Raw genomic sequence first — 13,075 nt, 5'->3', positions numbered from 1 at the left:
GCTAATACCTAAATTTTATTAAGCGTAATACTCAAAGTAACGCCTGATGGATTGTGATGATCGTTCGCACTAATCATCCCTTGATGAAATTCCACAATAAGCCTCGCAATATAAAGCCCTAAACCTAAATGGGGCTGTGCTTGGCGTTTAGTGTCGCGCATCGATACCATAGAATCAAATAATCTATCTTTCATTAATTCAGGCAAGTGTTTACCGTTGTTACTTATGTGAATAATAAAGGTTGACGATGTTTCTTGTAAGCTAATGCTCACCTTATTGTCGTTACTAAATTCTACCGCGTTAGCAAATACTTTATCGAGTAACTGAGCGATATGTTCAGGTGAACCTTCTATATTGGGTGCTTTGCTACGAGCATTTTCTTCATTTAAGCCCGTTAATGAAAACCCTACCTCTGTGTAAATTTGTTTATAACCTTGCACACAGCCAAATAACACTTGTTGTAAGTTAAAAGGTACACGCTCTGTGGTTTCTAACATTTGCTCTAAGTTGGTGGCTTCACTCATATTGGTGAGTATTAAATTAAGGGTGTTTATGCCTGTTTGTGCACGTTCTATGTAAGGAGCTGTGCTATCAGGTAATTGCTGCATAGTGAGGTTTTCAAGAGAGGTTCTAACTACCGCAATAGGGGTTCTAAGTTCGTGAGATAAACGCGACGACATACCTTCAAGATAGTGGTTGTATTGGCTCAATCGATTAACGGCGGTTGAAAAGCTACGCGATAAGTCACCAATTTCATCGTTTGCAGTTGAAGCTACAAGTTGATTATTGATACGTCCGTTTTCATCAATGCTTGATTCTGCTTGGTTTCGTAGAGTTCTAATGCGGTTAGATATACGCGAAGCAAACAAAAAGAAGCTGGTTGCTCCTAATAACATTATGGCAATAATTGAAGTAAAGAGCTTTTCTAAGGCGCGGTTTCTTAAGGTTCTAATGCCGTTTGTGGTTTCTTCAACAATAACGGCACCATGTACTTGGTTATTAATATAAATAGGATAAGCGGCAGAAAGCACTACAGCTTGTTGGTCTGTGGTTAAACGCCATTGTGAATGCGCATTACCTTGTAACGCACTTTTTATGTGTTTACCTGTTAAGTGTTGAGCATCGTAAAGCTCGTCGATAAAGTCTTTAGGTGGCTTAGTTAAAAATTTATAATATAGCGGTAGTAGCCAGTTTTGCTCAATGGTGTTCCATAATGAGGTGATCATTGAATTGTTTGAATTGCTAGAAGTTGAATGACTTGTTGTTCTTTTATTCCACACACCACTGGCTTGTTTTAAATTTCCGGCCTTGGCTAATACGCGTTGATGTTGGTCGACCACCCAAACACTTGAGTTAGTGTAGCTCATGCCTTTTACAATACGTTCAATTTCAGGTGAGGGTACTAAAACCGTACCTAAAGTTTGCGCGGTACTTGGATTTGCAGAGCCAACACTGGCGAGTTCATCAGCAAACTCTGTATCTACATCATGAAAAGCAAAAGCAATATTATCGCCAACAATATCCATAGGAATACGTAGTTCTACATTATAACCTTGAGGTGTTTCTAACCAATGGCCTTGAATTTTAGGAGCTACGGTGATTATTTGTTTTTGGGGATTAGTTTGATTGGTTTGTGTAAAAGGTTCTGTTTCAATAATCGGTGTTTCAACCTTATATGCATCTAACCAACCAGCTTTTTTATTGCTGATAATAAAACGATTAAAGTTATTTTGCGGATCAACAAGTCCAATTTCTAAATGATCGTTTTTAAAAATACCACGCGCATTTTTATGACGATAAATCAACTTGTTATCAACCACAGTAAACATCATGTATAAATACTTATCGTACTGGCCTACGCTGGCGTTAAAGTGCAATGAATTTTCTGCTGAGGTTGATTGACTGAGCTGATTTTTTTCACCGTAGTAATGGGCGCGCGAGTTAAATAAAGGCCAGTCGATTGGTAGACCGTCTAATTGAATAGCGGTGGTTAATTTATAGCTGTATAGATCTTTTCCTTTTTCAACATTAGGAAGAAAACTTGCTTGATTATTAAAAAGGTTAGGGCGCTCATGTAATGCGGTGGCCAAAGCGCGAGCTGTACCTACAATGGTTTGCTCTTGACCGTAGCGTAGGTATTTTTCCATTTCCCACACGTATTGATAACCAAACCAAGGCAGGCTGAATAAAAAAGACGACAGTAAAAGTAACTTAATACGTAAACCAAATCTAAAGAACGACTTATTTTTAACGGGCATAGTTACAGTTTACGACCTGATTGTTGAAATGATATTTTTATCAATATACTTTTTATTAAGCTTTTCTTGCATATAGAAATATTAAGCATGGCTTGCTGAACTCATGCTGTTTTGTGTATCTTCATTCCAGCGATAACCCATACCATAAATAGTTTCAATGTAATCGAATGTATCGTCTGTTTTTATAAACTTTTTACGAATACGTTTAATGTGCGAGGTAATGGTACTGTCATCAACAAAAATATTAGAATCTTGCATGAGCTGGGTTCTGTTTTTTACATGGCCAGGGTGTTTAGCAAGTGCGTAAACCATCCAAAATTCGGTAATGGTTAGGTCGATTAATTGCTCCTTCCATTTAACACTCATGCGCTGGCTGTCTATTGTCATCGATCCTACGCTAATTAAATGATCTTCTTGTTGTGGTTGATTCATAGCATCTTGTCTGCGAAACAAAGCTGATATTCTTGCGCTTAAGTGAGGTAGACTAATATCTTTTGTTAAGTAATCGTCAGCGCCAATACGTAAGCCAGATACGGTATCAAAATCATTATCGCGAGCCGTTAAAAATATAATAGGTAAAGTGGTTGAAAGGGTGCGTAACCACTGACACAAAATAAAACCGCCGTCGTATTCTTCTTCTAAGCCAATATCTAAAATAACTAAATGGGGTAAGCGTAAAGAAAAGGCTTGTGTGGCACTTTCTCGATCTACATAGGTTTGTACCTGATATCCTTGGCTGCGTAGAACATCAGCATAGTTTTCTCTTATGGCTGCTTCATCTTCTACTATCGCTATGCGTTTACTCATTTATTCTTTTACCTTTCTGTTTTAGCTATTTAAGTCAAGCTGCACTCTTCAATGAGGTAAATATATCTAATTATTTCCCTAACTTCGCGCTTTTATTGATATTGCCATATTGTTGCCACATTTGTTCGTCGATTTTCCTTTTTTGCGTCGGTATTTCGTCCGACTTGTTTTGTTTAATAGTTACCAACAAAGAGTTAAGCAATTAAATAAACAACCACTAAAGGAAAACAATATGAAAACTTTTAACACAACTACACACGCAAACAAGGTAACTTCTCACTCAGTAACTAAAAAATCAGTTATTGGTTTATTGGTTATCGGTTCGTTAATGACAGCACCAAGCTATGCTTTTGATGAAGAATACAAAATCATGACAGCACAAGAAAAAGCGCAACAAGCAGATACTAATGTAGAAATAGGATTTGGATCAGGTGCTCTTGTGGGTGCTGTAGTTGCAGGGCCAATAGGGGCGTTTGTGGCTGGTTTTGTTGGTACGCTAATCGCTAAAAACGTCAATGCAGAAAATTCGATTGAAGATTTAGAGCTTACATTAGCCAGTAAACAACAGAATATTGATCACGTAATCGCACAACATCAAAAAGCATTACAAGCAACGGAACAATCATACCAAGCAGAGCTGTTATCGTTAGAAAGTAACTATAAAAAATCGGCTCAGTTGCAAGCTGAAAACTTGTTGATGAGCCTTCAGTTTTCAACAGGCTCAAGCGAAATTAAAGCCCATTACCAACAACAAATAAGCTCGCTAGCTAAAATGTTAGCCCAGTCGCCTGATCTTTCAATAGACCTTTCAGGTTATACCGATTTACAAGGTGACGAAGCATTAAACCAAGCTTTATCGTTAGCACGAGTAAATGCTGTTAAAAATGCCTTAATAAATGATGGGGTAGAAAGCGACCGCATTCAAATATTTGCTCTTGGTGAAAGCGAACCTGTAGTCGCGAGTACCGATAAAGAAATCAGTTTTTACGACCGTCGAGTAGTTATTAAGTTACATCAAACTGATGAAGGGCAAACAGCACAAAACTTTTAATTCTGTATTTTAAGTTATGTTATTCAATGTATTACAGGATATAAATTATTCTAAGGAGGTGGGTATATATTTATGAATAGATAGAAACATCAATAAATTGCTAATTGAAATTCTAGCTGATACTTATCAGCTAGAGTTTTTATTTACAAAAGCTTAAAACCATCTCTGTTTTTTCTTCAAAATCTTTATTCATTTCATCAATACTTATGCCGGTTCTTGCTCTAAGTAAATAACTTTGCCTTAAATCAAACATTAATGGCTGAGGCGAGGGCTACGTCTTTGTTAAATTTTAAAGAATAGCCCATTTTATTTTTGTATCGTTCATCACAAACTCTTGACTATAATTACTTGTTTATTATTGTGTGTGCATTACAAAATTCAGAGAGAAATAAAATGATAAGTAAAAAGTTAAGTGCAGGACAACAATTTCCAACATTATCGGTTGATAAATTAGAGGGCGGAAAATTAGATTTTTTAAACCCTAAGGGAGATTGTGATTGGCTTTTAGTGATTGTATATCGTGGTAAACATTGCTCGTTATGCAATAAATATTTATCAACCTTAAACGAGTTACTTCCTCAATTTAATGAATTAGGTGTGGATGTTGTTGCTATGTCTGCCGATCCAAAAGAAAAAGCGTTAATTCAAATGAATGAAATAAACCCAAGTTTTGAGGTAGGTTACGATTTAACTATTGAGCAAATGAAAACCTTAGGTTTATATATTTCAAATCCAAGGTCTGAGGCTGAAACAGATCGTCCATTCGCTGAACCCGGTTTATTTGTGATCAACTCATCGAACAATATTCAATTAATTGATATTTCTAACGCGCCTTTTCTACGACCTGAATTAACGTCAGTGATTAGAGGATTAGGTTTGATCAGAAATCCTGAAAATAAATATCCTATTCGAGGTACGCTAACTTATTAGTAGCTCTTTTATTATGCTTGCTCCTAATAGCGCCACTTCTCTTGTAGATAAAGTGATGTATAAAGGTTTATTTCAAGTAAGCGTGAAAATAAAGCTCCAGAATTGAATACATGGACTGAATTCATCGAATTGATACCAATGAGCAACAGAGTTCGTATTAATTACACGTAACGTAAATAACGCTTGGCAAGTTATACGCGAAGTTATATTTGTACACACTGAGGAATGAGAATACTACAGAGCAATAAAACTTCCATGGTTGGTCTTGGTCTTGTTCTTTTAATGAGAATAATTCGCGTAATTAGGTGACGAATTGCTTCTGAAAAGATAAAGAAATTTTAACAATCGAAGAGCACAGAGGAAGATAAATTGTTTTTAGAGCCATCGAAGAATCGTTTTAGCAAAATCACTTCATCAACAGTGCTTTTTATAAAGGAACGACCATTATTACAAAACATTGCTTTGAATTGATATCGCTCAAGCGCTCTGAAATACGCATATTGATCGGTAATGGGTAATAAATACTACTATAAAGTTTTTGTTGTGCCCTCTCGATCGACAATGAAAGTCATTATTAAAACGATGGGATAGAACTTTCTAATGACGAGATGGCGTTAGCTCATTAAATCAGATAACGGGCTAGTAACGCCTTTGGCACCATGCTCAATTACATGAGTATAAATTTGTGTAGTACGAATATCAGTATGACCTAATTGTTCTTGAACCGTTCTTATATCTGCACCGCGTTGTAATAAATGAGTAGCAAATGAATGTCGCAAAGTATGGCAGGTTACGTTTTTTTCAATATTGGCTTGATGCGAAGCGGCTTTAACGGCCTTACGTAAAAGTGTTTCATCAATGTGATGTCGTCTCAATAACTTTGATTCAGGATCTACACTTAAGCGAGATGAGGGAAATAAATAATGCCATCCAATGTCTTTATTAGCTTGAGGGTATTTTCTCGCCAATGCATAGGGTAAATAAACACCGTGATATTGAGGTTTTTCTAAATCGCTACAGGCAATACTTTTTGCTAATTGAATTTGTGTTTTTAGCTTACTGACTAACTCTTTGGCTAATGTAACTCGTCTGTTTTTACCACCTTTACCGTGCCATATTTGAATAGAGTGGTAATCAAAATCAATATCTTTAATTCTAAGCCTTACCACCTCCATAAGCCGAAGACCACTACCGTACATAATTTGAATAGCTAGCGAGTGCTTTTCATTGGTATGCATTAAAAGACTTTTAATTTCTTCTTTTGTAAGTACGACGGGGAGTTTGGTTTGAATACGACTTTTATTAAAAGCTAAATCGAATGTTAAGGGCTTATCGAGTACGTGTTTATATAAAAAAACGAGAGAATTTAACGCTAACGCTTGTGTTCTTGGAGCAACATTCATTTGATTAGATAAGTATGACAGAAAAGCTTCTACTTCACGATCATGTAAGTCAATAGGATGGGTCTGTTGGTTGTAGTTAATATAAGCCTTAATCCAATATAAATACGTGCCAATGGTTCTTTTAGCGTATCGTTTTAATTGCATTTTTTCTTTTATATAATCTAAAAATGGAGAACTCATATAATCACATTGGCAACTGTTTTTATATACAGTATAGCATAAATCTCGCTTTCTACAACAAAGCAGGATTTTTTCCTGCTTTTACACAGCTGCTAGCATAGGTAAAAAAGTTATATTGTTGATATTTCGATTAAAGTGACATAATCTAGGTTTTTAAAGTTGTTTGTAAATGTTTTGTGGAAAGCGGGAAATTTGCAAACTAATAAGCTGTTATATGCACTCAAATTGTATTGTTGGTTTAGCTAAAAATATTGTTATCAAACGTACTTTTGTAAACGCTGCTACGAGTTTCGCTATTATAGTTTTTCAATAGTCACTAATAAGCTTTGCCTTTTTAAAGAGACTTTTGTGGCAAAGCTATTATTTCGTTCTGGCATTTGTGGGTAGCTCAATTTATAGTGCGTTTATGACTACCGTCTTTTACTTTGAACTTGTGTATTTAAGTTCAGTTTTATCAGGCATATAACAAGCAATTCAACGGGACTTTTACAGCTGGCTGTGCTCGTTCCTCGCAATTTTAGCCAGCAATAAAAGCCCATTAATTGGGCGTTAGGCATATGGTGAACCCTGTCGATAATATTCAACCTGTAGATCAAGCATGTGAAGAATCCTCTTGGGAGATTATTTATCTTTTAAGAGAGCGTGGCCACCTTAAAGATCCCGAATCAATGACTATTATTCAAAAATACTTACTTGAATGCTGTAGGCGAATCTGGGAGCTACTTCCTGACTCAGGTAGTAGAAAAGGTGTTGAAGCTGCTGAGAAACTTTGCAGAGGTGAAATCTCATGGGAAGACGCCATGGAAACCGATTGGTATTCTGAGGGTTCGGCTTTTTTATTTGAATACGGCAAAGATACTGACCCTGAAATTAGTGAGTATATTGGTCAAATTAACTTACAAAGAACTACTATAGGTCGTTTACTTGTTCCACCCGTTTATATGGGCGAAATTGATATCAAGGAATTGCTTATGGAAGCTGCGTACTTTGCAAATACAGCCTTAAATTATCCCGGTATTAATTACGGAACTACAAAATCGCATAATCAATCAATGCGTGAAATCAGTAAATTTTTACCATTGGATTTGTTTAAAATAATGGTACCAAATTCTTTAATAAACAAGTTGGGTGAAAATATGCCTAACAAGTCATTGAAGCAGGACAAATAACAGTTGGCTTTGCTCCTGCGTCGCGATTTTAGCCAACAATTATTTGCCTCTGAATGAGGCGTTATATGCACTCAAATAGTATGGTTGGTTTAGCTAAAAATATTGTTATCAATCTTACTTTTGTAAGTGTTGCTACGGGTTTCGCTATTATAGTTTTCCAATAGTCACTAATAAGCTTTGTTGTTTTTATTACTGCGTAATGTAACAAAGCTATTATTTCGTTCTGGCATTTGTGGGTAGCTCAATTTATAGTGTGGTTATTACTACCGCCTTTTACTAGTTGCTTGTGTATTTATGTTTAGGTTTATCAGGCATATAACAAGCAATTCAACGGGACTTTTACAGCTGGCTGTGCTCGTCCCTCGCAAATTTTAGCCAGCAATAAAAGCCCATTAATTGGGCGTTATATGCACTCAAATAGTATGGTTGGTTTAGCTAAAAATGTTGTTATCAAACGTACTTTTGTAAACGCTGCTACGAGTTTCGCTATTCTAGTTTTTCAATAGTCACTAATAAGCTTTGCCTTTTTAAAGAGACTTTTGTGGCAAAGCTATTATTTCGTTCTGGCAATTGTGGGTAGCTCAATTTATAGTGCATTTATTACTACCGTCTTTTACTTTGAACTTGTGTATTTAAGTTCAGTTTTATCAGGCATATAACAAGCAATTCAACGGGACTTTTACAGCTGGCTGTGCTCGTCCCTCGCAATTTTAGCCAGCAATAAAAGCCCATTAATTGGGCGTTAGGTTTACGATGAAAATTTTAGCATTGGTATTTATGTTTGTGTCTTTAAATATTAAAGCAGAGAATGCATGTCCTATTGAGTCTGATGTAAATGATATGTACTCTCTATTTTTTTCAGTAGCGTATAAGCCCGATGAGATCGACGCCAATGCATATCAGGTAAACTATCCTGGCAAACGGAAGTCAGAAGTAGCTACCGCTTGCTTAATAAAAGCCGCATCTTTAGGTAATTGTGACGCGATAAAAGCAGCAAAACTATATTATGAAACTGGGTTTGGTGCTAAATCATTAGGTATAAATAAAGATATACTTTTAGCTAAAAAATACAAAGAGATGCTTTGGGAACAATGTAAACCTAACAAGGCATTGCAGCAGGACAAATAACAGTTGGCTGTTGCTCGTGCCTCGCTATTTTAGCCAACAATTATTTGCCTCTGAATGAGGCGTTATATGCACTCAAATAGTATGGTTGGTTTAGCTAAAAATATTGTTATCAAACGTACTTTTGTAAACGCTACTACGAGTATCGCTATTGTAGTTTTCCAATAGTCACTAATAAGCTTTGTTGTTTTTATTACTACGTAATGTAACAAAGCTATTATTTCGTTCTGGCATTTGTGGGTAGCTCAATTTATAGTGTGGTTATTACTACCGTCTTTTACTAGTTGCTTGTGTATTTATGTTTAGGTTTATCAGGCATATAACAAGCAATTCAACGGGACTTTTACAGCTGGCTGTGCTCGTTCCTCGCAAATTTTAGCCAGCAATAAAAGCCCATTAATTGGGCGTTATATGCAATTCTGAAGTAGGGTGCTTTAGCTAATAATTTAGTTGCTAACTTTTACTTTTGTAAGTGCTGCTACGAGTATCGCTATTGTAGTTTTCCAATAGTCACTAATAAGCTTTGTTGTTTTTATTACTACGTAATGTAACAAAGCTATTATTTCGTACTGGCATTTGTGGGTAGCTCAATTTATAGTGCGTTTATTACTACCGTCTTTTACTTCTAACTTTTGTATTTAAGTTCAGGTTTATCAGGCATATAACAAGCAATTCAACGGGACTTTTACAGCTGGCTGTGCTTGTTCCTCGCAATTATAGCCAGCAATAAAAGCCCATTAATTGGGCGTTAGGCATTTAGGAGAGTTTCGTGAAACGGATAGCACTTGGAGTTTTCTTATCTCCTTTGATTATTGCTCTAATTTGGACAATTCCATACTGGGGGCATAGTGCTTTAAGTTTTTGGGCGCTGTTCAATTTAGTTTTTGCTTACGTGTTTTTCTTATTTTTCGCAGCTATTTGTCATCTAATACTTCGAGCTTACGGCTGGAAAAAGTGTTGGCAATATACCTCTGTAATGTTTGTTGTCAGTTTCGTTTTAAACCTTATGTGGTCTCTCTATAGTACAGCAGGATACGATAGGTTGTTTTACTCACAAACATTAGTGGTTGAGTTTGGTCAAATTACAAATGCTGGATATTTACTAAAACTTCAAGAATCATTAATTAGTAGCATTATAATTTCATTAGCAATGGCATTGTTTTGGTATATCGCTGTTCATAAAACCAACAACAGTGTAAAAAATGCCTAACAAGCAATTTAACGGGACTTTTACAGCTGGCTGTGCTCGTTCCTCGCAATTTTAAGCCAGCAATAAAAGCCCATTAATTGGGCGTTAGCTGGTAAATCAAGGATTGGTTATGGTATCGAATCGTACACATAGGATTATTGCTGGAGTTGTTTTTCCACCCTTAGTTGGTGCATGTCTCTTTTTCTTTTTCACGGTACTACAGGCTGGTAAGGGAGGCGCATCTCAGGTAGTTACATTCTTTGTAATGATAATAGGCGCTTTTGTATTAATGGGTCTACCTTCTATATTATTTAGCTTAATAATGGAGTTTTGTGTACAACGAATTTCAAATAATAAAATAGTAATTATAGTTTCAATGTTTTTAGGAGTTGTTTGTGGTGTTCTCTTTGGGGTAGTTGGATGTATAGTTGGAGGGGCAACAGGTATATCGGTTGGCTGGTATTTAAGGCACCACTATGTAACCAGCTAACAAGTAATTCAACGGGACTTTTACAGCTGGCTGTGCTCGTTCCTCGCAATTTTAGCCAGCAATAAAAGCCCATTAATTGGGCGTTATATGGTAACAAAAGAATTCATTTGCTAAGGGATCTGTGGAAAGAAGGAGTATTGCCGCTTTTCTACAGCATAAGCGTTGAGTTTATCCAAACAACAAATTCTATTTAAAATCCCTTGACGCGTGCTAAGCTTCTTTTTAATCCTTAATCTTAAGTAAAGTTGCGTAAGTAGTGTCTTTTACTTGAAGCAACTTTACTTAAGATTAAGGATTGTCGCACAAGTTAAGGTGATTTTTTTATTTTACGCTTATGGTTATGTTGGCTGGAGCGCTTAGTGTTTATCTGAGTTACCATCTAACAAGCAATTCAACGGGACTTTTACAGCTGGCTGTGCTCGTTCCTCGCAATGTTAGCCAGCAATAAAAGCCCATTAATTGGGCGTTATATGCACTCAAATAGTATGGTTGGTTTAGCTAAAAATATTGTTATCAATCTTACTTTTGTAAACGCTGCTACGGGTTTCGCTATTAAGGTTTTCCAATAGTCACTAATAAGCTTTGTTGTTTTTATTACTACGTAATGTAACAAAGCTATTATTTCGTTCTGGCATTTGTGGGTAGCTCAATTTATAGTGCAGTTATTACTACCGTCTTTTACTTCTAGATTTTGTGTTTAAGTTAAGGTTTATCAGGCATATAACAAGCAATTCAACGGGACTTTTACAGCTGGCTGTGCTCGTCCCTCGCAATTTTAGCCAGCAATAAAGCCCATTAATTGGGCGTTATATGCACTCAAATAGTATTGTTTGGTTTAGCTAAAAATTCGGTTATTAACTTTTACTTTTTAATGCGCTGCTACGTGTTTCGCTATTGTGTTTTTCACTAGTCACTAATAAGCTTTGTTGTTTTTATTACTACGTAATGTAACAAAGCTATTATTTCGTTCTAGCATTTGTGGGTAGCTCAATTTATAGTGTGCTTATTGCTACCGTCTTTTACTTCTGATTTTTGTATTTTAGTTCAGGTTTATCAGGCATATAACAAGCAATTCAACGGGACTTTTACAGCTGGCTGTGCTCGTCCCTCGCAATTATAGCCAGCGATAAAAGCCCATTAATTGGGCGTTATATGCAATTCATGTAGTAGGGGGCTTTAGCTAATAATTTGGTTATTAACTTTTACTTTTGTAAACGCTGCTACGGGTTTCGCTATTATAGCTTTGCAATAGCCACTAATAAGCTTTGTTGTTTTTATTACTTCGTAATGTAACAAAGCTATTATTTCGTTCTGGCATTTGTGGGTAGCTCAATTTATAGTACGTTTATTACTACCGTCTTTTACTTCTGGCTTTTATATTTAAGTTCAGGTTTATCAGTCATATAACAAGCAATTCAACGGGACTTTTACAGCTGGCTGTGCTCGTTCCTCGCAAATTTTAGCCAGCAATAAAAGCCCATTAATTGGGCGTTATATGCACTCAAATAGTATTGTTTGTTTAGCTAAAAATATTGTTATCAAACTTACTTTTATAAACGTTGCTACGGGTTTCGCTATTGTCGTTTATCAATAGTCACTAATAAGCTTTGCCTTGTTAAAGAGACTTTTGTGGCAAAGCTATTATTTCGTTCTGGCTTTTGTGGGTAGCTCAATTTATAGTGCGTTTATGACTACCGGTTTTTACTAGTTGCTTGTGTATTTATGTTCAGGTTTATCAGGCATATAACAAGCAATTTAACGGGACTTTTACAGCTGGCTGTGCTCGTTCCTCGCAAATTTTAGCCAGCAATAAAAGCCCATTAATTGGGCGTTATATGCACTCAAATAGTATTGTTGGTTTAGCTAAAAATATTGTTATCAATCTTACTTTTGTAAACGTTGCTACGGGTTTCGCTATTAAGGTTTTCCAATAGTCACTAATAAGCTTTGTTGTTTTTATTACTTCGTAATGTAACAAAGCTATTATTTCGTTCTGGCATTTGTGGGTAGCTCAATTTATAGTGCGTTTATTACTACCGTCTTTTACTTCTGACTTTTGTATTTTAGTTCAGGTTTATCAGGCATATAACAAGCAATTTAACGGGACTTTTACAGCTGGCTGTGCTCGTTCCTCGCTATTATAGCCAGCAATAAAAGCCCATTAATTGGGCGTTATGTGTAAAGGAGGGGGGTGTGATTCGTAATATAATTTATATTATTTTAGCTATATTTTTCACTTTTCTAACCTATGAAAGACTCCCTAGAAATGGCTGTCAACCATCTGGAATTTGTGTTGATTTTGAAGTATTTGAACTAACAGGGATTTTGTTTTTCCTTTTAGCTATTTTATTCTCATTTCTTTGTCTAAAAAGAATCTTTAGTCAAACTAACTTTACCAACTTAATTGATTGTAATGGCAAGGATTTAACGGATATTGAGAAGTAATTTACACATAACAAGAAAATGAAGTGGG

10 protein-coding genes are annotated in these 13,075 nt (G+C 35.9%); 7 read left to right on the top strand and 3 right to left on the bottom strand.

Annotated elements, in window-relative coordinates; translation table 11 throughout:
• Positions 1–8: 8 nt before the first annotated feature.
• Together pdsS and pdsR are read right to left on the bottom strand one after the other, a co-directional pair.
• A complete protein-coding gene (gene pdsS / locus ACM9HF_RS04655; RefSeq protein ID WP_473614807.1) occupies positions 9–2,258 on the bottom strand; it encodes a proteobacterial dedicated sortase system histidine kinase in 2,250 nt (749 codons plus the stop codon).
• An 81-nt stretch (positions 2,259–2,339) separates the two neighbouring features.
• A complete protein-coding gene (gene pdsR / locus ACM9HF_RS04650) occupies positions 2,340–3,065 on the bottom strand; it encodes a proteobacterial dedicated sortase system response regulator (protein WP_473614805.1) in 726 nt (241 codons plus the stop codon).
• Between the two features lie 232 nt (positions 3,066–3,297).
• On the opposite strand from pdsR, the gene pdsO reads away from it, so the two are divergent.
• Together pdsO and ACM9HF_RS04640 are read left to right on the top strand one after the other, a co-directional pair.
• On the top strand, positions 3,298–4,116 hold the full coding sequence (pdsO, locus tag ACM9HF_RS04645) for a sortase-associated OmpA-like protein PdsO (RefSeq protein ID WP_473614801.1): 819 nt from the start codon (positions 3,298–3,300) through the stop codon (positions 4,114–4,116).
• 393 nt (positions 4,117–4,509) lie between these two features.
• Entirely contained in the window at positions 4,510–5,046 is a 537-nt protein-coding gene (locus tag ACM9HF_RS04640; RefSeq protein WP_473614798.1) for a peroxiredoxin-like family protein, read from the top strand.
• Positions 5,047–5,660: 614 nt separating this feature from the next.
• Here ACM9HF_RS04640 and ACM9HF_RS04635 read toward each other — a convergent pair.
• Positions 5,661–6,629 (bottom strand): integron integrase, encoded by a 969-nt coding sequence (locus ACM9HF_RS04635; RefSeq protein ID WP_473614796.1) that lies wholly within the window; start codon positions 6,627–6,629, stop codon positions 5,661–5,663.
• 557 nt (positions 6,630–7,186) lie between these two features.
• Here ACM9HF_RS04635 and ACM9HF_RS04630 point away from each other — a divergent pair.
• The 5 genes from ACM9HF_RS04630 (at position 7,187) to ACM9HF_RS04610 (ending at position 13,047) form a co-directional block, all read left to right on the top strand.
• The gene (locus ACM9HF_RS04630; protein WP_473614792.1) at positions 7,187–7,798 is read left to right on the top strand and encodes a hypothetical protein; all 612 of its coding nucleotides are present in this window, start codon (positions 7,187–7,189) and stop codon (positions 7,796–7,798) included.
• A gap of 753 nt (positions 7,799–8,551) precedes the next feature.
• A complete protein-coding gene (locus ACM9HF_RS04625) occupies positions 8,552–8,926 on the top strand; it encodes a hypothetical protein (protein WP_473614751.1) in 375 nt (124 codons plus the stop codon).
• A 766-nt stretch (positions 8,927–9,692) separates the two neighbouring features.
• Complete coding sequence (locus tag ACM9HF_RS04620) at positions 9,693–10,133, top strand: hypothetical protein (RefSeq protein WP_473614789.1); 441 nt, start codon at positions 9,693–9,695, stop codon at positions 10,131–10,133.
• 109 nt (positions 10,134–10,242) lie between these two features.
• Complete coding sequence (locus ACM9HF_RS04615; protein ID WP_473614785.1) at positions 10,243–10,602, top strand: hypothetical protein; 360 nt, start codon at positions 10,243–10,245, stop codon at positions 10,600–10,602.
• A 2,193-nt stretch (positions 10,603–12,795) separates the two neighbouring features.
• Positions 12,796–13,047, top strand: a complete 252-nt coding sequence (locus ACM9HF_RS04610; protein WP_473614782.1) for a hypothetical protein — start codon at positions 12,796–12,798, stop codon at positions 13,045–13,047.
• Positions 13,048–13,075 lie beyond the last annotated feature (28 nt).

Source organism: Colwellia sp. RE-S-Sl-9, from assembly GCF_048296855.1.
Taxonomy (GTDB): domain Bacteria; phylum Pseudomonadota; class Gammaproteobacteria; order Enterobacterales; family Alteromonadaceae; genus Pseudocolwellia.
The sequence above is the reverse complement of the archived record's forward strand: the minus strand, read 5'-3'. Positions and strand labels throughout refer to the sequence as shown.